The 23,218-nt window shown below is 63.5% G+C and carries 17 protein-coding genes; 5 read left to right on the top strand and 12 right to left on the bottom strand.

Annotated elements, in window-relative coordinates:
• Positions 1–96 precede the first annotated feature (96 nt).
• Both AC3E6W_RS00780 and ppa read right to left on the bottom strand, forming a co-directional pair.
• Entirely contained in the window at positions 97–924 is an 828-nt protein-coding gene (locus AC3E6W_RS00780; RefSeq protein ID WP_294646921.1) for an S-layer homology domain-containing protein, read from the bottom strand.
• A gap of 250 nt (positions 925–1,174) precedes the next feature.
• Positions 1,175–1,660 (bottom strand): inorganic diphosphatase, encoded by a 486-nt coding sequence (gene ppa / locus AC3E6W_RS00775; RefSeq protein WP_049344276.1) that lies wholly within the window; start codon positions 1,658–1,660, stop codon positions 1,175–1,177.
• Between the two features lie 193 nt (positions 1,661–1,853).
• On the opposite strand from ppa, the gene dacB reads away from it, so the two are divergent.
• From dacB to AC3E6W_RS00750, 5 genes are all read left to right on the top strand, one after another.
• Complete coding sequence (gene dacB / locus AC3E6W_RS00770; RefSeq protein WP_490652094.1) at positions 1,854–3,470, top strand: D-alanyl-D-alanine carboxypeptidase/D-alanyl-D-alanine endopeptidase; 1,617 nt, start codon at positions 1,854–1,856, stop codon at positions 3,468–3,470.
• Positions 3,471–3,680: 210 nt separating this feature from the next.
• On the top strand, positions 3,681–6,761 hold the full coding sequence (locus AC3E6W_RS00765) for a DEAD/DEAH box helicase (protein ID WP_490652093.1): 3,081 nt from the start codon (positions 3,681–3,683) through the stop codon (positions 6,759–6,761).
• Positions 6,762–7,296: 535 nt separating this feature from the next.
• Positions 7,297–8,538, top strand: coding sequence for an MFS transporter (locus AC3E6W_RS00760; RefSeq protein WP_490652092.1), 1,242 nt, complete (start codon positions 7,297–7,299; stop codon positions 8,536–8,538).
• Between the two features lie 241 nt (positions 8,539–8,779).
• The gene (locus AC3E6W_RS00755; RefSeq protein WP_239662801.1) at positions 8,780–9,400 is read left to right on the top strand and encodes a recombinase RecJ; all 621 of its coding nucleotides are present in this window, start codon (positions 8,780–8,782) and stop codon (positions 9,398–9,400) included.
• A 188-nt stretch (positions 9,401–9,588) separates the two neighbouring features.
• Positions 9,589–10,320 (top strand): metal-dependent transcriptional regulator, encoded by a 732-nt coding sequence (locus tag AC3E6W_RS00750; RefSeq protein ID WP_490652091.1) that lies wholly within the window; start codon positions 9,589–9,591, stop codon positions 10,318–10,320.
• A gap of 137 nt (positions 10,321–10,457) precedes the next feature.
• On the opposite strand, the gene AC3E6W_RS00745 is transcribed toward AC3E6W_RS00750, so the two are convergent.
• The 10 genes from AC3E6W_RS00745 to AC3E6W_RS00700 form a co-directional block, all read right to left on the bottom strand.
• Positions 10,458–11,318 (bottom strand): metal ABC transporter permease, encoded by an 861-nt coding sequence (locus tag AC3E6W_RS00745; protein ID WP_490652090.1) that lies wholly within the window; start codon positions 11,316–11,318, stop codon positions 10,458–10,460.
• 2 nt (positions 11,319–11,320) lie between these two features.
• Positions 11,321–12,142: a metal ABC transporter ATP-binding protein gene (locus AC3E6W_RS00740; RefSeq protein ID WP_490652088.1), complete on the bottom strand. Its 822-nt coding sequence runs from the start codon at positions 12,140–12,142 to the stop codon at positions 11,321–11,323.
• Positions 12,143–12,311: 169 nt separating this feature from the next.
• Positions 12,312–13,274: a metal ABC transporter substrate-binding protein gene (locus AC3E6W_RS00735; protein WP_490652087.1), complete on the bottom strand. Its 963-nt coding sequence runs from the start codon at positions 13,272–13,274 to the stop codon at positions 12,312–12,314.
• Between the two features lie 297 nt (positions 13,275–13,571).
• Positions 13,572–14,372: an exodeoxyribonuclease III gene (locus tag AC3E6W_RS00730; protein ID WP_490652086.1), complete on the bottom strand. Its 801-nt coding sequence runs from the start codon at positions 14,370–14,372 to the stop codon at positions 13,572–13,574.
• A gap of 155 nt (positions 14,373–14,527) precedes the next feature.
• A complete protein-coding gene (locus tag AC3E6W_RS00725) occupies positions 14,528–15,331 on the bottom strand; it encodes an S-layer homology domain-containing protein (RefSeq protein ID WP_485063885.1) in 804 nt (267 codons plus the stop codon).
• Between the two features lie 246 nt (positions 15,332–15,577).
• Positions 15,578–16,906 (bottom strand): glycosyl hydrolase family 28-related protein, encoded by a 1,329-nt coding sequence (locus AC3E6W_RS00720; protein WP_490652085.1) that lies wholly within the window; start codon positions 16,904–16,906, stop codon positions 15,578–15,580.
• Between the two features lie 414 nt (positions 16,907–17,320).
• A complete protein-coding gene (locus tag AC3E6W_RS00715) occupies positions 17,321–18,667 on the bottom strand; it encodes a glycosyl hydrolase family 28-related protein (RefSeq protein WP_070680972.1) in 1,347 nt (448 codons plus the stop codon).
• Between the two features lie 543 nt (positions 18,668–19,210).
• The gene (locus AC3E6W_RS00710; protein WP_049345995.1) at positions 19,211–20,206 is read right to left on the bottom strand and encodes a bile acid:sodium symporter family protein; all 996 of its coding nucleotides are present in this window, start codon (positions 20,204–20,206) and stop codon (positions 19,211–19,213) included.
• A 122-nt stretch (positions 20,207–20,328) separates the two neighbouring features.
• The gene (locus tag AC3E6W_RS00705) at positions 20,329–21,861 is read right to left on the bottom strand and encodes a M48 family metallopeptidase (RefSeq protein ID WP_490652084.1); all 1,533 of its coding nucleotides are present in this window, start codon (positions 21,859–21,861) and stop codon (positions 20,329–20,331) included.
• A 381-nt stretch (positions 21,862–22,242) separates the two neighbouring features.
• Positions 22,243–23,196 carry a hypothetical protein gene (locus AC3E6W_RS00700; protein ID WP_306539693.1) on the bottom strand — a complete coding sequence of 318 codons (954 nt, stop codon included), beginning with the start codon at positions 23,194–23,196 and terminating at the stop codon, positions 22,243–22,245.
• Positions 23,197–23,218: the final 22 nt, after the last annotated feature.

The raw sequence follows: 23,218 nt of genomic DNA, 5'->3' as shown, positions 1-23,218 counted from the left end.
TAAAGGGGGCGTGCCCACCGCCTCCAGCACGCACGAAAACTCGCACGAACCAGACACGGGGAACACGCCCCCAGCAAGCCCTCCGCTCACCTGCCGCTAGGACAGCGACTGCAGACGAGCCACAATCGGTGCCAGCTCTTCATGGTAATCAAGAACCATGAGAGGGGTGAAAATAGTGCGGTACGAAGCGTAATAGAAATCCGGTGTTTCATTGAAATCCCACAGCGTGTACCCGTCAGTGGCGAACCTAGTGTCATACGCCCTGCTATCTTCCCCCTTCGCCAGCGCATGCTGGTACACCCAGCTCATTGCTCGATGCAACTCGCTCCCCTCCCTAATGGGAGCAGCACCCTTCTCAGCACGCACAGCATTCGCCGCATCCAGAGATTCCAAAGTCACCTTGGGGCTACCCGCGGCACGATAAAGGAAAGTAAAGTAGGCGCCGCGACTTGCCGGAGTGTCGTAATGGAAGGAACCATCAGACCAACCGGTGGTCAAACCCACGCGGGTCGCCCAAATAGCAACCTTATAGCGTGCATCGCCCGGGGTCAGATCGGTGTACGGGGACTTCTCCGGCAGGTTCTTCACCTCGGGTGAACCAGCCAGATGGTACAGGTACTCCAGCAAGCGGCCGCGCGAAATGGTCATGACCCCGTTCGGCAACTTATCTTCACGGGTTGTGCCCAGCCCAACAACCTGCTTCTTCGTAATTAGGCCGGTACACTCCGCCCAGTGCAAACTGGTGATAACGTTCTTGCCGTAAAAGAAGTGCATGTCAAAACAATTAACATCGAATTCCAGCTCTTCAACAGGCTGTGCAGATTTCGGCTGAATGTATGCCGCCTGGGCTACGCCCTGACCCATGCACCCCATAGCCAGCGCCAACAGTGCCGCTGCGCCGCGGGTCGAAAGGTTCTTCTTCATTTTCTATCCTCGGTGAAAGATGTGAGAGTAGAAGAAGAGTGAATCCCTTTGAAGATACCCGGAATCTGCACCTCGCGCAATCAACTATGCCCGGCGTGCAGGCAGATGCGGCGAAAGACACAACAAAGGCAAAAGGTGCAACAAAAAAGGGGCGTGCCCACCGCCTCCAGCACGCACGAAAACTCGCACAAACCAGACGCAGGGAACACGCCCCCTTCTAAAAACCGGGTGCACCTAACGGCGCGGCAGCTTAGTGACCCTCAGCTGCGAAACGGTCGATAGCCTCCTGGACCATCTTCTCGGCGGCAGCCAGGTCTTCCCAGCCCTCGCCCTTAACCCACTTGCCGGGCTCCAGGTCCTTATAACGCTCGAAGAAGTGCTGAATCTCAGCCTTCAGCTGCTCGGGAACATCAGCCAGGGACTTGATGTGGTCGTAGCGCTTGTCGGTGGGAACGCACAGAACCTTAGCGTCGCCGCCAGCCTCGTCGGTCATGTTGAACACTGCAACGGGGCGAGCCTCAACCAGCACGCCGGGAACCACGTCAACGTCCAGAATCAGCATTGCGTCCAGCGGGTCGCCGTCCTCACCCAGGGTGTTCTCGAAGTAGCCGTAAGCGGTGGGGTACTGCATGGAGGTGAACAGCACGCGGTCCAGGCGCAGGCGGCCGGTCTCGTGGTCCACTTCGTACTTCACGCGGGAGCCGCGGGGGATTTCAATAGTGACGTCGAGTTCCATCGGAACCTTCTTTCTCGTGAGTTAAGGTCACTTTCGCGGCGACATCGGCGCACGGGTGCGAAAGCTAGGTGTTGAACTCACCCATTGTAACCCGTTCGCACGTGCCGAAACCGCGTATTACGGGGGCAAAACGGGGCGGTGTAGGTAACGCCCCAATTCGATACCCGGCGCGCCCTGCCGCTATGCTCGAAGGATGCCCTCCTTCAATCCTCACGCACAGACCCCCGGCCGCCCTCACGCCGGCCGAACCCTCACCCGCCGCGCCGCCCTCACCCTCGGCGGCATGTTCCTGCTGACCGCCTGCGGGTCGGCGGCCGTGGAGCAGAAGCGTCCCGAGGGTTCTACAAGCCCCTCGGGAAGCGCATCCGGCACCGCCAGCGAGCCGGCTACCGCCTCCGCAAGCGCCACCCCGAGCCTCGCACCCGCACTGAACGCAGAGGATGCCGAGCGCCTGCGTTCCAGCCTCGACAAGCTATTCGCCGACGGCACCTACCCGCAGTACAGCATCCTCGTGACCAGCCTGGACGGCGGCCTCACCGGTACGGGCGCGACCACCGCGCCGGGCGACCTCTACGCCGCCAATGCCGATGCCGCGCGCGTGCCCGCCTCCACCTTCAAGATTCTGACCTTCTTCGCCCTGAGCCGTCACGCCAACCTGCAGGGCCGCCTGACCACCCGCGCGGTGCGCCAGGGCGATGCGCTGTACCTCGTGGCCGGAGGCGACTCCCTGCTGGGTGCGGGAGTCTCCGACCCGAAGCAGGTCGTGGGGCGGGCCGGCCTGGCCACCCTTGCCGAGCAGACGGTCAAGGCCGTTGCCGCGGGCGATAAGCCGACCAGCGCCATGCCCGTCTACCTGGACACCGCGCTCTTCACCGGCCCGAGCGTCAACCCCGGCTGGGAGGAGGGCGACGTGTCCAGCGGGCAGATTACCCCTATCCACCCGATTGCGCTCGAATCGCACACGGTGCCGGGCAAGTCGACCGCAAGCAACCCGGTGCGCCCGGAGGACGCCGCCGTGGCCGCCCAGCAGGCGTTCGTGGATGCGCTCAACACCGCCGGCAAGGAGCCGGGTCTGAGCTTCACCCTGGCCGAGCACGCGACCGCGCCCACCGGGGCGACCGAGGTGGGGTCGGTGGAGTCGGCCACCCTGTTCGAGCAGGCGCAGCACATGATGCTCGAATCCGATAACGCCCTGGCCGAGGTTCTGGGACGCTACGCCGCCATTGCCGCGGGCAGGGAGGGTAGCGCCGAGGCCGCCCAGCAGACGGTACGGCAGACGCTCGTGGATGCCGGCGTGACCGTGGAAAACCTGGTGCAGGCCGACGTGTGCGGCATGTCCCTGACGGACCGTGTGACCGCCCGAACCCTGGTGCAGACCGTGGCCCTGCTCAACGCCGATGAGCGCGCCGAGCAGCTCATGCAGGCCTTCCCACTCGCGGGCGATAGCGGAACCCTGGCCGATCGTTTTGCGGCGGCGAATTCGGTGCACGCGCGCGGCTTTGTGCGCGCCAAGACGGGCACCCTCTATACGGTGTCCTCGCTGTGCGGTGTGGCGACCCGCCCGGACGGCACGCTCCTGATCTTTGCGATTATTCTGAACGACCTGGGCGGGGCGGAGGCCCTGCCCGCGGCGAAGGAGCGCGTGGACGCTGCGGCCGCCGCGATTGCGGACCGTTCGAGCGCGCCGAGTGCGTCTGCCGATGCTTCTGCGGGTGCCCCTGCGGCGGCTTTAACCCCCGCGCCTGCGACGGCTTCGGAAGGGGCGAGTGCCCCGGTTTCTGAGGCGCCCGCGACGGGTGCTGCCTCCTAGCGTGCGTGCCCGGATAGCCCCGAAAGCCCCCTAAATCATCCCGTATAGGTTGATTTTCCGCAGTGTTTCACGTGAAACCTGAAAATCAACCTCTCAGGGCGAGGGGCCGACTCGGGGTGCTAATAAGCCCTCCCAATCGGGATTCGCACCCACTCCCCCGGCGGGTTTCACGCCCGTCCTATTTCCCTCTTCTCCAGCAGAAAAGCCACCATGGACCTTACCTTCACCCTCGCCGATCTGACCGCAACCTCAGCCTGCGAGCTGCGGCTCTACACCGAGCTTCGGGAACTTGCACAGAAGCAGACTGCGCGCCCGGCTGAGTCGGAGCTTGAGCGCGCCCGCGAAGCGTACCGCGAGTGCCTGCGAGTACTGACCGAGGGTGGGGTGGTCACCGGTGAGCATGCGGGCGGTAAGGCGCACCCGGTGCCCCTGGCGGCAACCTCCGCGGCGGGGCTGACCTACACGGTGGAACTCGACCGCCTGGAGTACGCAGTCACGAACGGTGCACCCGCGGACAGCACCGCCGAGGGCAATACCGCACGAATTATCTGCACCCCGCACCTGGGTGAGGCGGCGCATCGGGCGTTGCTGCGCGGTGCCCTGGCGGCGCACCTGCTGGCCGCCGGGGTCGCCAAGAGCGTCGAGAACACCAAGAATGCCGTGCGCCTCGACCTCCACCTGGAGCACGGCACTGAGGGATACGGCGCTGAGGAGTACGGTGCAGAGTCCGAATCGGCGACCCCGGAGCACCACTCCCCCGTTCCTCAACCTCACCGGGTTGATTCGGCGCGTATTCTGCCGCTGATTCGCCTGCAGGAGCAGCGCCTCCTGCTGCTCACCCAGGCGCTGAACGAGGGCACGGAACCGGCGGAACTTGCCGAGCGCATCCCGCATTTTCTGACCTGCGACGAGTGCCCGGCGTGCCTGAACGCGGCGGCTTCCCTGGCTCTTGCGACCGAAGCCCCGGAGCTCGTCACCGAAGATACCGCCGAAGACCCCGAAGCTGAGGAGCCTCCGGTCATGTACCAGGTGCCCGCCGCGGTGGAGAACGACAGCGAACAGTACCGCCTGCAGTGCCTGCTGGATGCCCAGCTCGCCTCCCTCGAAGAGCACGCGGCGGAGCACGGCTGGGGTGCCGGTGAGCTTGAGGCGGCGATGCTGCTATCCATGACGAACTATCACCGCCGCGAGCGTGCCCCGTTCTGGCGTGAGCACATTCGCCGCCTGGAGGACGGCCCGACGGCATGGGTGGCGAGCCGCGATTACGCGTACCTTGATCGGGTGCAGGTGCTTTCGGCGGAGCATGCGCATGCTCTTCTGAGCACCCCCGCCGAGGAGGAGGCGTTCGCCGCCGCCATGAAGGAGCCCACCGAGGTGCCGGACGCCCCCGGCTGGTATCGTGTGCGCGGCGCGCAGGTACGCCTGTTGCGCGCGCGAATTGAGGCCGACCCGAGCCTGGTGATTGCACCCTCTGACCGTGCGGTGTTTTGTGCGTATGAGGCGGGGTTGAGCCCGCAGATTGCGCTGGACCGTATGGAGTCGCAGCTGAATTATTTCCGTGCGTCGAATCCGGGTGAGCGTGTGCCCGCTGAGTTGGCGGCGACGGGTTTCTTTGGCATGCGTGTGCTGGCGGTGGCGCAGGGCGGTTTCGGTGCCGAGCCCGAAGGCTCCGAAGAGCCGGCCGGCGAGCTCCTGGAGGTGCTTCTGCAGGAGCGCATCCGCGTGAAGGATGAGCCGCACGGTGCCATGCCCTCGGGCCTTGGTCCGGGCGATCCGGTGTCTACGGCGACGATTGAGGCGGCTCTGCAGGCCGATGTGCACGGGCTGCTGTTCGACGGCGCTCTCATGCCCAGCGACCCCGTGCCTAATGACCCCGTGCCCGGCGAGGGCTCCGGGGCTTCCAGCGAGCCCTCCAATGCTCCCTCCTCGTCCCGCACCCTGCCGAACGTGCTTGATGCGGCGGCTTCGCTGACGGGGGTGGAGAGCGCCTCCGCGGACCTACTGTTCCGCCGCGCACCGCGGCTCAAGAAGAGCGCCTCAAACGCTAAAAATACAGAAAATCTACCCCGTGAGGTTGATTTTCCGGGCTCTGCCCTGCCCACGGTCGATGCCGTGCACGCGGCGGTTCGCGCTCTCGACCGCTCCTATGTGGCGGTTCAGGGCCCTCCGGGTGCGGGTAAGACCTTCCTCGCCTCGCACGTGATTGCGCGCCTTGTAGCTGAGGGCGCGAAGGTGGGCGTGGTGGCTCAGTCGCATGCGGTGATTGAGAATCTCATGTCGGCGTGCTGCGCCCGCGAGGGTTTTGATGCCTCCCGCGCGGTGCGTCTGCGCGGCAAGTCGGTGACTCCGGACGCCCCGTGGGCCGAGGTGTCTGATTCCGAGCTGACGGAGCTGATTTCCGGTGAGGGCGGCCTGCTCTTTGGCGGCACGGTGTGGGATTACGTGAGTGAGCGTCGCGTGCCCGCCGGGTCTCTGGACGTGCTGGTGGTTGATGAGGCGGGCCAGTTCTCTCTGACAAATACGGTGGCGGCGGCTCGTGCGGCGCGTTCGGTGCTGCTGTTGGGCGATCCGCAGCAGTTGCCGCAGGTGTCGACGGGTGTGCACCCGTACCCGGTGGATGTTTCGGCACTGGGCTGGTTGTCTGACGGGGCGGCGGCGCTGGATCCTCGTTTTGGCTATTTCTTGGGTGAGTCGTGGCGCATGGATTCGGCGTTGTGCGAGCGAGTTTCGTGGCTGTCGTATGATGGCGCGTTGGCGAGCGCAGCGGCGACGGCTGGCCGCGCCCTGCAGGGTGTTGCGCCGGGTGTGGTGTCGTATCCGGTGGAGCATGCGGGTTGTTCGGTGCGTTCCGTGCAGGAGGCGCAGGCGGTGGTGGATTGCGTGCGCGAGTTGTTGGGTCGTGAGTGGGTTCCGGCGGCTGGTGCTGAGCCGCGCCCGTTGGCGGCGGAGGATTGCATTGTGGTGGCGGCGTATAACGCGCAGGTTGATTGTGTGCGTGAGGCGCTGATTGCTGCTGGTTTGGCGGATTCTTCGGGTGCTGGCGTGCGTGTGGGTACGGTGGATAAGTTCCAGGGTCAGGAGGCTGCGGTGGTGTTGGTGTCGTTGGCGTCGTCGCGGGTTGATTCTGGGCGCGGTGCGGGGTTTGTGCTGTCGCCGAATCGTTTGAATGTGGCGGTGTCGCGCGGTCAGTGGCGGGCGGTGCTGGTACATTCGCCGCTGGTGGCGCGTTCGGTGCCGCAGGATGTTGAGGAGGTGCTGGCTCTGTCGGGCTTCGCGGGCCTGGTGGAGTAGCGCCTAGTGCAGCCCGTATTCTGCGCTCTTCTACACTCCCCCGCCCGCTACGTTGCGGGGCTGGCTGTAACAGAGTCTGGCGGTGTGGATTGGCGGAGCCTGGTTGCGGGTGTCTTTGGCGTGCCCTGATTCGGGTTCAGCCGGGTTTAGTCAGGGCTCAGCCGGGCGGAAGCACCAAGAATGAATTATAGTCAAACTAACCCTAATGTCAATACTCAAAATGGGGAAAGTTTTTCAACCAGTGTTCATGTATATGATTACCGTCTCTTATAGAATCTAAAGTATCGCGCGACACACTATTTGTGCGGGGGGGTGGTTCCCGATGAGCCGCCCCGTGCATCCTCAACCACCCCGTGATGACCGGCGGGCCCGTCATGACCGGCGGGCACAGGTGAAAACAGACGAATACAGGCAGGCACAGCCGACTGTCGGGGTATTCACTCATACGATTGCGCGCTACGAATTGCGCACAACGAACTACGCACGACGGATTGCACACCGCGCGACACCATAAACCCCATCGTGGAGGTCCCCCATGAGTGTCAACACCGAGCTACTCAAGAATAGAGATTTTCGAAATACTCTCTTTGCCATTGGAGCCAACCAGCTCTCAGACTCGATGAGCTATATCACCACGCCCATCATTATTTTGGCGCTGACCGGCTCCCCCGAGGCCGCGAGCATCACCCTCTTCGTCGCGGGTGTTCTCGCCACCTGCGCCGGGGCGATATCCGGAACATGGGTTGACAGAATCGGCCCCTCGAAGTGCCTGGCGCTGTCCTGTATCGGCCAGTCGCTGTCCTGGGTTGCGATTCTTCTCTACCTCGTTTTCAACGTCACCAACATTTACGTTTTGGTGATCACGATTTCTCTCGCCGCCATCATTTCAACCTTCGACTACCCGAGCGAGCAGTCCATCATTACCCGTGTAGTCCCCAAGGAGCACCTGGGGTACGCCTCCGGTATGGGTGAGACGCGTGAGTCCACCGCCAACCTACTGGGTGGCCCTGTTGCGGGCATCATTATCGGCTTTTCGACCGTGCTTATGACCGCCGTTCACGCGGTCGTTAACCTGCTGGCGTTCATCGTCGCACCCAAAACCTACGGTGCTAGTCGGCAGCCCACAGAAGAGGAGGAAGGCGAGAAAACCAGCTTCTGGCAGGACTCAAAAGCCGGTTTCGAGTACATCCTAAAGAACAAGGTGCTGGTGTCCATCGCGTTCGTTTCAACGCTTGCGAACTTTGGAACGGTCGGTATTCCGCTCACCTTCATCTACTACTACACCCTGGAGGGCGCGCACCCGCTCTTCATTGGCATCTTTGCGAGCGCCTTCGGCGTGGGCGTGCTGCTCGGTTCGTTCCTGGTCGGCCCGCTGACCGAGAAGTTTGCGCTCGGCCCGCTCGGTATCACCTCCCTGGCCATCATGTCGGCCTGCTACCTGTTGCTACCGGTGGTTCATTCGATGCTGTGGGCGGTGTGCCTGCTGATCGTGCTGGCGGGTATTGTGCTCCCCTCCTTCAATTCGAGCATCATTGCGTACATTAACGCTTCCACCCCGGAGCATATGATCGGTCGCGTGCACTCGGTGCAGGGCATCCCGAACATGGCGCTGACCCCGCTGGCTGTTCTGCTGGCTGGGTTCCTCATTGTTGATTGGGGTATTACGTACACGGCGCTGTTCTACGCGGTGTTCATTTTCCTGTCGCTGGTGGTGATGGTATTCCAGAAGCCGCTGCGTCAGCTGCCGCATATCTCGCAGGTAACGAACGCACAGTAGTTCCGCGGTAGCCCCGTCTATCAACTCCACTCAACGCCCCCGAAAGCGAATAATTCAACGTGCACTTGCATGAAAATTATTTTCCTTTCGGGGGTGTTCTACATCCTTTCAATGATTTTTACACGCGGTGTAACGTTTCAATAATTCCCCTTATCAATGCGTATTTTAGGGGTTTTGAGTGTTGCCGGTATTACGCCGAACCTTACGCTGGGCATTGAAGGTTTTACGGCATAATAAGAGGGTGTTCGTTCTTACTTTCATCCAACGTTCCGCACAGCACTCACTCACTGCACTGTCGGACGAACTCGCCAAGCTCAACCCGCGTGTTGCCTTCGCCCAGACCTACCCTGACGAGATTCAGGGCGCCTTCGACCGGGCCAGCGATGCACTGCACGCGGCGCTGATGGCCGCCCGCGATAACGGCTTCTGGGTGGGCATCGGAATCGGCGAGCTCAACATCCCCCGCTTCGCCGGGGCGCTCGGCGCCGTCAGCACCACCGACTGCACCGGTGACGCCCTCGAATTCTCGCGCCTGGCCATCGAGGAGGCGCAGGGAGGCGCCCCCGTCCGCTGCATCAGCATCAGCGCGGACAACCACCACCTCGCCGAGCTGGCCACCGGTTCCGCACGCCTGCTCTACCGCGTCTGCGCCGACCGCACCGACGCCGAGTGGCGCGTCGTGAACCTGCTCGTCCCCGGTGTGCGCGGCCAGCAGAAGGCCGCCGCAACCGCCCTGGGAATCACCACCCAGGCGGTCAGCCGCACCCTCGTCCGTTCCCTCTGGCACGAAGAGCAGGCCGCCCGCGGCGCGCTCATCGAGCTGATGACCCGCATCGAGCGCACGCACCGCCGCGCCGCCTAAGCCTCGGTAATCCTCGGGGTGCCGGCCCGCCCGAACACACGGTGCCGGCGCATCCCGCGCATCCCGTCTCGCCATGATGGTTCACGGCCGGGCGGGATTTTGTATTTTCGGGCTATTCTTCGGGCTACTCTTCAGACCCGGCGGACCGCCCCGGCAGGCAAAACCGCAGAAAAGGTAAACTAATCTTTATGCCTCTCTCAGAACTTTCCGTCAGCACCCAGAACTACCTCAAGGAGATCTGGCGCCTCGAAGAATGGACCAAAACCCCCGCCACCGCCTCGGCGCTGGCCGAACGTATGGGCCTGCGCATCTCTTCGATTTCTGACGGCCTCAAGCGCCTGGCCGCCGCCGACCTGATTGAGCATCAGCCCTACGGTGCCATCGAGCTCACCGAGATTGGGCGCGCCTACGCCCTGGCCATGATTCGCCGCCACCGCCTCATCGAAACCTTCCTCGTTGAGACGCTCGGCTACACCTGGGACCGCGTGCACGACGAGGCGGAGGTTCTCGAACACGCGGTATCCGACTTCATGGTGGACCGCATCGACACCCTGCTGGGGCACCCGACCCGCGATCCGCACGGCGACCCGATTCCGGACTCTTCGGGGCATATTAGTTTTCCGCAGACCGTGCCGCTGAGCCAGTGCGAACCGGGCGAGACGGTCATGCTCGAACGCATTAACGATGACGACCCGCGCTTGCTGCGCTACCTGCACGGCCACGGCTTCGTGCCCGGCGCGCGCCTCAAGGTGGAGGAGGGCGCCCCCTTCTCCGAGGCGGTGAACGTGAGCGTGGTGGGTGCCGGTTCCGGCAACCTGCACGAGACGGACGAGAGCGGCGCGGTGGTCTCCGGGAGCACGATTATTCCGCTCGGTGCGGAGGCGACCGCCTCCCTCTTCGTATCGCGCCCCGCGCGCTAACCCCCGGGCTTCGCGGCCCCTCCCGGGCGGTGCGGGCACCGCTCACCAGCATGCCTTCGCAGATAGTAAACAGCGGGCGGGGACACTCGAGAAGCGTCCCCGCCCGCTGTTGTACTGGCCCGCTGTTGTGCCGGCCGCTAGGCTTCGGCGACCTGTCGACGAGCCCGCAGGCGCGCCACCAGGCCGTAGCGCGGGGCCAACGCGTAGGCAATCGCGAAGAGCAGCCCCTGCGTGACCACCACGGCACCGCCCGGCGAGACGTCCAGGTAGTAGCTGGCGTACAGGCCGGTCAGCGTTCCCGCGAGCGAAACCCCCACGCTCACGCCGAGCATGGGCACGAAGCGGTCGGTGAGCAGGCGCGCCGTGGAGCCGGGGATAACCAGCATCGCCACGACCAGCACCACACCCACGATCTGCAGGGCCACCACGGAGGTGAGCGCCAGCATCACGAGCAGTAGCGCGCCGAGCAGGCGCGGACGCAGGCCAACGGCGCGCGCAAACCCCGGGTCGAAGGCGTACAGCACGAAGTCGCGGCGCTTAATGAGCAGCACGGCCGCCACGAGGACCGCCAGGATGGCGACCTGCGTGACGTCTGCCCAGGACACGCCCAGCACGTTGCCGAAGAGGATGTGGTTCAGGTCGGTATTGGACGGCGTGACCGAAATCAGCACCAGGCCCAGCGCGAAGAGGGTTGTGAACACGATGCCGATGGCGGCGTCCTCGCGCACGCGGCCGCTGTGTTGCACCCCGCCGATGAGGGCCACCGCCACGAGGGCGGCAACCACCGCGCCGACGGCGAAGGGCGCGCCGAAAATGTAGGCGAGCACCACGCCGGGCAGCACCGCGTGGGAGATGGCGTCCCCCATGAGCGACCAGCCGAGTAGCACGAGCCAGCAGGAGAGCAGGGCGCAGACGGCGGCGGCGATAATGGTGACGACCACGGCTCGGAGCATGAAGGGCAGGGTGAGCGGTTCCACCAGAAAATCCAGAATGTTCATTCTTAGTTCTTCCCTTCCGCAGAGCTGTTCATAGTAGTGCCGGAGGTAGCAGCACCGGAGGCAGCGGCACCGGTAGCGACCGACGCGCCGGCATCCACCTCCATGCCGAAGGCGCGCACCAGGTTCTCGGGGGCGAGCACCTTCTCGGGGACGTCGTGCATCAGAATATCGCCGCGCAGCAGTAGCGCCTCGTCGGCAAACTGGCGCAGGCTCGCCAGGTCGTGCGTGGAAACCAGCACGGTTGCGCCCTCGTCACGCAGCTGTTCGATGACCTGAATGAGCATCGCCTCGCTGCGCTTGTCCACGCCGGCGAAAGGCTCATCCAGCAGCAGCAGGCGGGCGCCCTGGGCGATGGCGCGGGCCACGAAGGCGCGCTTGCGCTGCCCGCCCGAGAGCGCCCCAATCTGACGGTCGGCCAGGTCGGTCAGTTCCACGCGGGCGAGCGCTTCATCCACGGCGGCACGGTCCGCGGCGCGCAGGCGACGGGTGATGCCGAGGTTGCGGTAACAGCCCATGCTGACGACCTCGCGCACGGAGATGGGGAAGGTCCAGTCGATTTCTTCGCTCTGCGGCACGTAGCTGACGATTCCGGCACGGTGGCGGTGGGCGCGCTTGCCGCCGACGGCCTGCCCGTCCAGGGTGATGGTGCCGGCGTGCGCGGGCACAACCCCCATGATGGCTTTGAAGAGGGTGGATTTGCCGGAGCCGTTCATGCCGATCAGGCCGCAGATACGCCCGGTGTCCAGGGTGAAGGATGCGCCGGTGAGGGCGCGGACTGGCCCGTAGTTCACGTGCACATTTTCGCAGCTGAGAAGAGTGCTCATTCCTTGTGTTCTTTCTGGTGGTCACCGTATGCGTGGGGCGGGTGTTAACGGCGTGGGAGGAGCGGAACCAAGAAGGCGACCGCCCCTCCTATCCTATCGGGGGTTTGGGGTTTACCCGGGGTTTTCGATACCGGGTTTGGCCCGGGTTTATTCGGGGTTTATGCCGGGTTTAGGAGTTGCCCTTGAGGCCCGCAACGATGGTGCGTGCGTCGTAGCGGATCATGTCCAGGTAGGTGGGTACGGGGCCGTTCGAGTCCGATAGGGAGTCCACGTAGAGCACGCCGCCGAATCGGGCGCCGGTCGCGTCGGCCACCTGGCGCATCGGGTTGTCGGAGACGGTGGACTCGCAGAACACGGCGGGCACGCGGTTGTTGCGCACGTAGTCGATGGTGGAGGAAATCTGCGAGGGAGTGGCCTGCTGCTCGGAGTTGACCGCCCAAATGTACTTCTCGTTCAGCCCAGCGTCGGAGGTCAGGTAGGAGAAGGCACCCTCGCAGGTGACGAGCGCGCGCTGGTTTTCGGGCAGGGTGGAAATCTCGCTGACGAGCTCGTCACGCACCTGCTGCAGCTGCTTCTTGTAGGCCTCACCGCGGGACTTGTAGTCGGCGGCGTGCTCCGGGTCGAGGGCGCTAAACTCGCGGACCATGACGTCCACGTACTTCTGCACGTTGCTGGGGCTCATCCAGGCGTGGGGGTTGGGCTTGCCCGCGTAGGCGTCCTCGGTAATGGAGATGGGCGTGACCCCCTCGGAGACGGTCACGTGCTTAGCGTGGGATTCTTCAACGAACTTGGCGAACCAGGATTCGAGGTTCAGGCCGTTGTCGAGCACCAGGTCGGCAGCGTGCGCCTTCTTCACGTCGGAGGGGGTGGGCTCGTACTCGTGAATCTCTGCGCCGGGCTTGGTGAGGGATTCGACGTTCAGGTCGTCGCCTGCCACGTTGCGGGCGATGTCTGCGAGCACGGTGAAGGTGGTGAGCACGGTCTTCTTGCCGCTGCTGCTCTTAGCGCCGTCGGTGGTGCTGGCGGTGCTACCGCAACCGGTGAGTACGAGTAGCAGGGTGAGTGCGAGGGCGGCGCAGAGCGCCTGGATGAGGCGGCGTGCGTTGCCGCCTGCGGGGGTGAGAGCGTTCATGAGGCATCCTTCATTGGAAGTCACGGGTTTGAGTATGTGGTTGATGCGTTAGGATTTGCCGCGCCGGGACGATAGGGACACGGTGTGTCTGCGCAGGCATCATGATGCGCTTTTGCCTGTCATCCCGGGCGGAATTTAACAATAGTTCGGCTAGACGAACTTTTCAACTAAGCCACACGGAAACTTTGGGGAGGACTGCGCCCCCGAGACGCAAAACCGCGGGAGGCGGGGGAACGCATCCCCCGCCTCCCGCGGTAAATATCCCGGGTTGAGCACCCGTCAAAGCTATGGCTCGGCCTAGTCGGCAATCTCCACGACCACCGGCGTGTGGTCGCTCGCGCCCTCACCGGCGCGTTCCACCCTATCGATCCAGGCGTTCTGCACCCGGGCCGCAAGCGCGGGCGAGAACAGCTGAAAGTCGATACGCATGCCCTCATCCTTGGTGAAGCGGCCCGCCTGGTAGTCCCAGTAGGTGTACTCGCCCGGGGTGTGCGGACGCACCACATCCACCATGCCCTCTTCGAGTAGGGCGGCGAAGGCTCGGCGCTCGGGCTCGGAGACGTGGGTCAGCTCGTTATCACGGAAGTAGTCGATGTCCCACACGTCGGCGTCCTCGGGGGCGACGTTCCAGTCGCCAACCAGGGCGAGCTGCGACTGCGGGTTGGCGGCCAGCTCGTTGTGCACGTTCTGGCGCAGCGCCTCCATCCAGCGAAGCTTGTAATCCATGTGCGGGTCGGTCAGGCCGCGGCCGTTGGGCACGTACAGGCTCCAGACGCGCACGCCGCCGCAGGTAGCGCCAATCGCGCGCGCCTCCAGCACCTCGGGCTCGCCGGGCTTGCCGAAGTGCGGCTGGTTGTCGAAGCCGCGTTGCACGTCCTCAAGGCCCACGCGGGAGGCGATCGCCACGCCGTTCCACTGGTTCAACCCGAAGTGCGCCACCTCGTAACCCATGAACTCGAAGAGGTCGAAAGGGAAGGTCTCGTCCTTGGTCTTGGTCTCCTGCAGGGCGAGCACGTCGACCTCGTGCTCGTCGAGCCAGTCTTCGACGCGGTTTTCGCGGGCGCGGATTGAGTTGATGTTCCAGGTGGCAATCTTCATGCCTTCTAGCTTAGCGGGTGCGGGGAGCTCACCTCACGGGCGGGTGTATCGAAGGCATGCCGGTACACCACCGCCCGCCCGCGCAACCCGGTGGGTCGCACCGGCGGGCGGTGAATATATACACTAGTCAGCACTGATTTTAGCCAACGTCAGCCCTAGTTACCGGCGGGCGTTCCGACGACCTTCAGGCCGGCCTTCTCGTAAGCCCGAAGCATGTAGAGCGCATCCGAGAAGTACAGCGGATCGCCGGGCTTTACCTTATCCGTCACGCCGTCGCCGTCACGATCGGCCGCCGGGTACTCGCCCAGGGTGCGGGTGAGCCAGCGGCTCTCGGTGGCGAAACGGCTCTTCCGTGCGGCCGCGTCTTCCTTGCGCTGCGCATCGCGCTCAACCAGCTTCGGGCGGCGAATGGTCGCAGCCCCCTCGGGGCTACCCGCCGCACGGTACAGGAACGCGGAGAGGGTGTAGCGGCTGGCGCGGTCGTCGGGGTGGAAGAGGCCGTCGTCCCAGCCAGCGGTGATGCCCGCATCCGCGGCCCAGATGATGGCGGCGTAGTCCGGGTCGCTGGCGGGCACGTCAGCGTAGGGAGAGACGGCCGGAAGGTCCTTCACAGCGGGCGAGCCGGCCATGCGGTAGAGCAGGCGCACCAGCTCGGCGCGGGTGACGGTCGCATCGTGGCGACGACGCACAACGTACTCATCCTCGTCGAGGTAGCCGCGGCAGACGGCCCACACGCCGGGCGTGGGGGACGCATCGCCCACGAGGCGTTCAACGCAGGTGTTGTACTCGGTGTCAGCGTTGTTTCGGGGCGGCTGGACGGCGGCCACCGCGGTCTGGGGGTGGGGCACCACTGCGGATGCGCCCACCGGCAAGGCACCCAGGGCGAGGGCGACGGTCAGGGTGAGCACGCGACGCAGGGGTCGTGCGGGTGCAAGGGAGCGTGAGAAAGCCGAAAGCATGGTGCGGTCCTCGTACATTGTGGTTGGAAACCGGCCGGAAGGAACCGGTTGGGTCGGTGCGACACCGAAGGAAGGCACCGGGCCGCCCGCGGCGCGCGAGCGGTTCCGGGCAGGCGACAGCATTAAACCTTCCCTTTTAATAAAGTTAAAGTACATCTCGAAAATTTATTCAAGATGAAATTGAATTCTTAGTGAGTGGTCGCCCCGACGCGCAACCTCTTAGCGCGCGGCTCCCCCGCCCGGGCCCTAGCCGCGCATGACGTTATACGCCTCCACGCGAAGCTGAGCGGGCGTGGAGGTGGTGTGGCGCAGGTCCTCCACCTCAATCACCACGTTCGCGCCCATTTCACCGGTCACGTACACACGGCGACCCAGCATATTGCCGTCGCCGATGCGCTCGTCCTGCGCAACGCCGTCGGCAATGCGAAGGTCGTAAATCTTGTTTTCAATGTAGAAGCCGTACAGGGAGGCGGGCTTCTCCGGCGGGTTGTAGGAGACGGGCGCGACCATTCGGGTACCGCGCGCGTTGCGGCTGATGTACCAGTTGGCCGCCTCGTCGGCGCGGGCGGCACCGCTGACGGTTCCGGCCCAGCTGGACGCCTCACCCGCGCAGCCGATGAAAACGTTATTGGCCCACTCGACGAGCCAGCCGTGGCCCGCGTTGGAGCGGGCGGTGCAGCCGATGAACATGTTGCGCTCACCCTGCACAATCCAGCCCGCACCGGTGTTGCGGGTGCCGGGTTCGTAGAGGGCGCTCTTGCCGAGGGTGCGGTGGTTGCTATTGCTGGAGCAGTTCTCGAACTTGGACTGGGCCGCGTACACCTCGATCCCGGCGTAGGAGCCGCCGCTGAGGTTGGCTTCGGCAACGTCTACGCCGCGCAGCTTGTTGTCGGCCGCGCCGGAGTTCTGGCCTTCGGTACCGCGGCGGCGGTGGCCTACGGGCTTGCCGAGCAACAGGCCCTGGTTGAGGGTGCGGCGCACGGTCACGTCGTCGATTTTCATGCCCTGGTCGTCCAGGCCGAGCACGGCCACGCCAATGGCGGTGTCCCAGACTTCCACGCCGGCGATGACGGGCACGACGTCTGGCTCGTTGAGCTGATCGCCCGTAAAGTGCGTGTGCATAATGACCCCGACAACGTGGTCGAGCGGGGTGGTGTGCGCATCCAGCGGGTAGCTATCGATGGGGGTGTTAGCCGCGTTGGTGCGGATGTGCAGATTGCGCACGCCCATGCGCATGGGCTTGTTCGCGTTGTAGGCACCGTAGACAGGGGTCGTGTAGCTACCCACGTGGAACACACCGGTGTACTCGATATACCCGTCGCTAGTGGTGGGAATGGCCCGGTCGGAGTGGGCGATGACGACGGTCGCGGGGCCCTGCCCGATGACCTCGACACGGTGCTTGATTTCGATGAAGGGGTAGGAAACGCGGTAGATGCCGCGGGGTAGCTCGACGGATCCGCCGCCGTGCGAGGCGACGTCGTCGACGGCTCGCTGAATGGCCGCGGTGGAATCCTTGGCACCGGTGGGATCTGCGCCGTAGTTGACGGCGTTAATGCTCATGGGAGTATCAGGCACGTGAGGCTCAATTCTTTCCGGGAAGGGTGTGCCGCGGCCGGTGTACGGGCCGCGGTGGGGCGGTTGAATTGAGTGAATAGGGTGCGCGGGCGGTGCGCTGTGCTGAGTGAGTTGAGCGGTGCGGGCCCTTTCGCGCGGGGCGAGAGTGGCTCCTGCTCAAGGGTACCGCATTGCACCGGCGGAGGCGATGACCGGACACTGTGATGCGCGCTCCCCTGCCGTCTCCCCCGCAAAGTGTGGCGGGCCGCGCATGAGACGGGGCGTTTAAACGCCGCGGGGGGCGAGGATTTCTCCTCGCCCCCCGCGGCGACTGGTGTCGATTCCGGGCCGCTGCATCAGCCCGGAACTAGTGGTCCGGAAACACCAGAGCGAGCCCGTGCCCCCTCGGGGCGGTCTCGCACGTCGAGGCCATCACTAGCCCATGAACACGCCGTTGCCGCGCTTCTCCAGCTGCTTGGGTGCGAAGGTCGAGTGACGGATGTGGTCCACCTCGATGAGCACGTTATCGCCCATCGCGCCGGTCACGTGCACGCGACGGCCCATCATATTGTTCTCGCCCAGGCGGTCATCCTTAGCGGAACCGTTCGTGATGTGCATATCGCGAATGTTGTTCTCAATGTAGAAGCCATACAGCGAAGCCTTCGCCCAACTGTAGGGGTTGTGCGCGCGGGGTGCCACGAAGCGGCTACCGCGGGCGTTACGGCCGATGTACCAGTTGGCGGCCTCATCACCTCGAGCAGCACCGGTCACGGCATCCTGGAAGCTGGAAGACTCACCCAAGCAGCCGATGAACTGGTTGTTGCCCCACTCCACGAGCCAGCCGTGGCCGGCGTTCTCCTGGGCGGTGCAGCCAATGAACATGTTGCGGGTGCCCTGGATGAACCAGCCGGCGCCCACGTGGCGGGTCTTCACCTCGTACAGGGCGTTCTTACCCTGGTTGCGCTTGTTGAACCAGCTGGTCGACAGCTCGAACTTCGACTGGGAGGTGTAAATCTCGATGCCGGCGAAGGTACCGTAGCTCATGTTGGCATCGGAGACATCAATCATGGAGAACTTGTTATCTGCCGCGCCGGGGGTGTCGCCCTCGCGAGCGCGCAGCGGGTGACCCACGGGCTTGCCGACCAGCAGGCCCTGGCGCAGGGTCTGGCGGATGCGGATCTTGTCAATCTTCATGCCCTGGTCGTCCAGGCCCAGGATGGCCACGCCAATGGCGGTGTCCCAAATCTCGATGTTGGACAGGGTGGGCACTGCGTCCGGCTCGCCGGGGTTGGCATCCGCAATGCGGGTGTGGAAGATGACGCCCGCAACGTTGTCGACGGGCTGGGTGTGCTTCTCCAGGAAGATCTGGTTGCTCTTAGAATTCAGCGGCAGGTTGTACTTGTTGGTGCGGATAAACAGGTCGCGCACGCCCATACGCATGGGCTTGTTCTGGTTGGTGCCACCGCTCATGGGGGTGGTGTAACTACCGGTGTGGAACACGCCGGTACATTCGTAGCTACCGTTCTTGGTGGAGGGGATGCTCTTGTCGGTGAAAGCGACGATGCGGGTTGCCTGACCGTGGCCGAAGATTTCGACGCGGTGCTTCATCTCGATGAAGGGGTAGGAGACTCGGTAGATACCGCCGGGAATCTCGACGGAACCGCCGCCCTGTGCGGCGACGTCATCAACGGCCTTCTGGATAGCGCTGGTGGAGTCTCGTACACCGGTGGGGTCAGCGTTGTACTTGGAATCGCATACGTTCACGCTCATGATGGTAGCCATGATAATGTGTCCTCGTTTCTGGGGTGGATGCACTACAGCGACGAGCACGCAGGATAGCCGGAGCTATAGCTGCGCGTGGTGAAGCTGAGTTATCCAGTTGTGTCTGAGTGAATGTTTGGGAGCGTCTGCCGGTGCGAGGGAGTGAATCTCTTCCGGTCATCGCGCGGTCGGGGAGTGAATCCGCCGTGGCGAGTGCTCCGGGCCGGTTGAGGGAGTGAATCTCTACCGTGCCCATGTGACGTAGCGTCAGTAAATATTCGCAGGTGGAACCCGGTTTCGCTGAAGCTACAGTGAAATATTCTAAAGCACCATTTGGCTAATGCGAACCCCCAACACCGGATAGTGTTCAGGGTCTCCGAGGGGAATTTTGGGCCAAATACCCTGCAAACCCCACAGAAAATCAACTGACCAGCACAAACACCACATATTGCACATAAATGCACTATTCGGTTATTTTTAAAAAATTTCGTCATGTTCCCTCCTCGTGAACGCCCCGCACGCTATCCGAGAGGGTAGCGGACGACCGCGTGCAGGGGACGCCGGCTACTTCTTCGAAGCCTCCAGCGCGGCCGCCGCGCCCACCACATCCAGGCGCGCGTAACGCCCCGCAAGCCAGGTGCAAATCATCAGCTGAACCTGATGGAAAATCATGATCGGCAGCATCATCAGGCCCAGCGACCCGGCACCGAAAATAATGATGGCCATGGGCAGGCCGGCCGCCAGCGACTTCTTCGAACCGCAGAACTGAATCGTGATGCGGTCGGCACGGTTGAACCCCAGGCGCTTAGCCAGCTGGTCGGTCAGCCACAGCATGAACACCACAATGATTGCCATGAGCACGATGAGCACCACGATCTGCCACCAGGCCACGCGCGTCCACACGCCCTGCACCACCGAGGCGGAGAACGCCGAATACACAATCATCATGACCGAGAACTTATCCAGCCACTTGGTCGTCGGCTTCTTGGCGAACTCCCCCACCCAGCGGCGCGTGAGCTGACCGAGCACGAAGGGCAGGAACAGCTGAATCGCGATGTCGAGAAACACGGTGCCCGAGAACTCAATATGCCCCGTGTTCATCAGCAGCATGGCGAGCAGCGGCGTGGCCACCACACCCACAATCGAAGAGAGGGAGGCGCTCACAATCGCCGCCGCCACGTTACCGCCCGCAATCGAGGTGAACGCAATCGACGCCTGCACGGTCGAGGGCACAAAGGTCAAGAACAGAATACCCATGTACAGCCCATCACCGAGCACAAAACGTAGTGGTGAAAGCGCCAAACCGACCAGCGGGAACAGCACGAACGTGCAGCTGAGAATCATCAGGTGCAGACGCCAGTGGGTCAGGCCGCGAATGGCCTCCGCGGTGGAGAGGCGAGCGCCGTACAGGTAGAACAGCAGGGCGACCGCGAACTTCGTTCCGGTGCTGAACCAGTCGGCGAAGTCGCCGCGCGCCGGCACGATAATGGCCAGAATAACGGCGGTGATGAGCATGGTCAGCAGCGGGTCAAGCTTGATGGAGCGAAGTGATGAGAGCATAGCCCCTATTCTATGACCTGCGGTTAAAGAGCTGAACCCGCCGGGGGCACCTCTCACGATGAGATGCCCTCGGCGGGTTCTTGAGCCTTTAGCGCCCGCGGGCGCGTTCACGGCTTAGCGGGTTACTTGTTGCCGGGGTCGAAGCCGTAACCACCCTCGCCGGAGGGGCCGGCGTCGGGTCGGTTGGAGCCGGGCTGGGCGCCGGACTGATCCGGGGTTCCGGACTGCTGGCCAGGCTGCTGGCCGGGCTGACCGAAGCCGGAGGCCGCCTGCTGGCCGAAGCCGGACGCACCCGCGGCGGGTGCACCGCCGGCGGCCGCGTACGCATCCCAACGCTGAGCGTGGAACGCGCGAGCCTGCTCGGTCTGCCATCCGCTGAACAGGGCCGTGTTCTCGGGGTATGCGAGGTCCTCCTCGGGCTTCTGTACCACGTCCACGGTCTCGAGGTTGTGGGGTTCCCAGGTCTTCTGGTTTTCCTGCATGAACTCGGTGGACTGAATCGGGTCGGGCCACATGCCAACGGGCTCCGAAGCGGGAACCAGCACGGGCACGCGCGGGGTGCCGTTGTCCGTGGGGTTCTCGGTCGGGCGCCAGAAGAGGCGGCCCGGCTGGGTGCGGTCACGCAGGGCGTGGGCACGCCAGGTGATCACGGGGTGGCTCATCAGCAGGTTCACGTACCAGACGGCCAGGCCGCGGTCGGTGACGGCGCGGTCGGCCAGCTCGTCGAAGTTGACCTGCTTATTCAGGTACTTACCGGCGGCCATGACCTTGATGGCACCCTCGGCACCCTCGGGGCAGAAGCGGTAGCCGAAGTTATCGGCGGTGTACTCCTGAGCGCGGGACAGCGCGCTGGACAGCATGGGGATGCGGCTGAAGAGCGTGGTGAAAATCAGACGGAAGTAGCTGACGTGACCGGCCGCGATGTGGCCCACCTCGTGACCGATGATGAAGCGCAGGGCCTGCGGGTCACGGGACTTACCGCCGATTTCGAACAGATCGGAGTAGATGCAGATAAAGCGGCGGAAGCCGTGACCCGATGCGAAGGCGTTGATGGTGCCGTTACCGCTGATAACGTACGCGTCGGGTACGCGGCGCAGGCCGGCTGCCTCGGCTGCCTCGGCGAGCATCTGGTACGCCTCGGGGAACTGGGTCGGGGTGATGCGCACGCCGGTCACACGCTGCTGGGCGTAGAAGAGGGCACGAACGATGAAGAGCACGAGAGGGCCCAGAACCAGCATGGACACGGCCTGCATGACGATGTCCTGCACGCTGCTTGCCACGCGGCTGCTTGTGCCGCCGGTGTAGTCGCCCGAACCGGACGAGAAGAGCCACTGGCCCATGCGGCCAAACAGCGTAATGATCGACATGAACAGCACGACGTAGCCGGCCGCGGTGACCGCGTAGGCGGCGACCAGCCACGGGATTTCGGCGGGGTGACGCAGCGCGTGCAGCACCTTCGTCGGCAGTATGGACTGGTAGGCAAAGAACCTGGGTTCCGGAAGGGGGCTCACCGGCTTCTGACGCTTATCTTCGGGCAGCCAACCCGCGGAGAGGTCCTGCGGAAGGGGCGTGCCCTGCGGGGCGGGGCGCCCCTGGGGGCCGGGCTGGGCGTTGAACTGCCCGCCGGGCTGGTGGTTTTCAGGAGGTTGAGTCATATCTCGTCCACTTCGTATCGAGTGTTGTCTGACTCCACTCTATCGGGTTTGGGCACGTACTAGTGAATGTGAATACGCTTTTTCTCATAGAATGCCCACCACCTCTCGCCTTTCCCGCAATAGCCCACCAAGAGATGCACTGCTTGGTTTTTCTCCCTATGGATGCATGCAGAGGGGCCGGTTCCGCACACGTGGCGCGGCCCGGCCCCTCCAAAAAGCTGACAGAAGAATAGCGTCTACTTATTAGAGACATCACTCCCTAATACACTAAAAATCTATCAACTTTATACTCAAATAAACATCACAATATATAAATCTCAATCCAAGATTGAAGTAGGTCGAATGGGTCACTACTCCATTCAGACCTAATGCAAGCTGATATTAAACAGCTGCCGAAAGATAAGTGACAGTACCCCAGGGGGAAGTCACAATAACGCGGTACTGCACCGGAATGACCTTTGCCGACTGATGCGCGGGGTCACCGTAGGTGTGCTTACGCAGGTAGGTCATGTACGACACAACGTCTTGACCAGCATTGGGGTGGGTAATGTTAGCCATCACCTGAATGTCCCAGGACCAGCCGTCGCGGCCTTCAGCAGTCGTGTAGTGCTTACCGTATGCGTAAGTCCACAGGGGGCTGTTTTCCTTGGGAGGACGGGGACCATCCGGGAAGTGCAGGTAGTTGTACTTACCGTGAGCGATGTAAGTAGAGCGGCTGCCCTTGTAGTTGTCGTTGAGGCGAACAACCGGGGGGTTTGCACCCTTGCCCTTGTAGCCCTCAGCGTAGTACATGTTGTTCTTACGGTTGGCTTCAGCCTCACCGAATGCGAAACGGTCAGCGCCGGTGGGGGTCGGTGCGTAGGAGACGTCACCTGCAACGTTCTCAACACGAACGTTGATGATAACGCCGCCACCAACACCGCCAACGCCGTCCTTGGAATCGTAGTCGGGGGTGTCCCTGCCGTTCGGGGGGTAAACCGGCGGGAAGTCGGTTACGCCTTCAAAGCGGCCCCAGGGATAGGCAAGCTTATGCTCGGAGGTGGTGTTGTCAATGAAGTAGGTCTGCGGCTGGGGGCTGCAGTTGGAAGTAGGCATAACTGCCCACTCGTACTCCTCGTTGACGGTGCCCTTGTAGCGACGACGTTCCGCACGTTCGCCCCAGGGCACGGATACGATGGTGCCGTATTCGCAAGGGTTCTTGGATGCTGCGTAGGCGGGCACCACTGCGGTTGCTGCCACAACAGGAGCTGCCCACGCTACACCCTTAACCAGGGAACGACGACCCATCGGCTTTCCACTCTGCTCGGAGTGGCTCTTAGTCGAGTGAATATCCATTACCAAATCTCTCTTATTGGAA

The sequence above is a fragment of the Rothia sp. SCPM-O-B-18226 (M350) genome (genome assembly GCF_058213595.1).
Note: the sequence above shows the minus strand (reverse complement) of the source record. Positions and strands in the feature narration are given on the sequence as shown.

Bases quoted from the DNA above. Each gene is read 5' to 3' on its own strand.
- AC3E6W_RS00735 (WP_490652087.1), bottom strand. From the start codon at position 13,274: ATGAACGCTCTCACCCCCGCAGGCGGCAACGCACGCCGCCTCATCCAG.
- AC3E6W_RS00740 (WP_490652088.1), bottom strand. From the start codon at position 12,142: ATGAGCACTCTTCTCAGCTGCGAAAATGTGCACGTGAACTACGGGCCA.
- AC3E6W_RS00715 (WP_070680972.1), bottom strand. From the start codon at position 18,667: ATGGCTACCATCATGAGCGTGAACGTATGCGATTCCAAGTACAACGCT.
- AC3E6W_RS00745 (WP_490652090.1), bottom strand. From the start codon at position 11,318: ATGAACATTCTGGATTTTCTGGTGGAACCGCTCACCCTGCCCTTCATG.
- AC3E6W_RS00750 (WP_490652091.1), top strand. From the start codon at position 9,589: ATGCCTCTCTCAGAACTTTCCGTCAGCACCCAGAACTACCTCAAGGAG.
- AC3E6W_RS00725 (WP_485063885.1), bottom strand. From the start codon at position 15,331: ATGCTTTCGGCTTTCTCACGCTCCCTTGCACCCGCACGACCCCTGCGT.
- AC3E6W_RS00765 (WP_490652093.1), top strand. From the start codon at position 3,681: ATGGACCTTACCTTCACCCTCGCCGATCTGACCGCAACCTCAGCCTGC.
- dacB (WP_490652094.1), top strand. From the start codon at position 1,854: ATGCCCTCCTTCAATCCTCACGCACAGACCCCCGGCCGCCCTCACGCC.
- ppa (WP_049344276.1), bottom strand. From the start codon at position 1,660: ATGGAACTCGACGTCACTATTGAAATCCCCCGCGGCTCCCGCGTGAAG.
- AC3E6W_RS00710 (WP_049345995.1), bottom strand. From the start codon at position 20,206: ATGCTCTCATCACTTCGCTCCATCAAGCTTGACCCGCTGCTGACCATG.
- AC3E6W_RS00780 (WP_294646921.1), bottom strand. From the start codon at position 924: ATGAAGAAGAACCTTTCGACCCGCGGCGCAGCGGCACTGTTGGCGCTG.
- AC3E6W_RS00705 (WP_490652084.1), bottom strand. From the start codon at position 21,861: ATGACTCAACCTCCTGAAAACCACCAGCCCGGCGGGCAGTTCAACGCC.
- AC3E6W_RS00730 (WP_490652086.1), bottom strand. From the start codon at position 14,372: ATGAAGATTGCCACCTGGAACATCAACTCAATCCGCGCCCGCGAAAAC.
- AC3E6W_RS00760 (WP_490652092.1), top strand. From the start codon at position 7,297: ATGAGTGTCAACACCGAGCTACTCAAGAATAGAGATTTTCGAAATACT.
- AC3E6W_RS00700 (WP_306539693.1), bottom strand. From the start codon at position 23,196: ATGGATATTCACTCGACTAAGAGCCACTCCGAGCAGAGTGGAAAGCCG.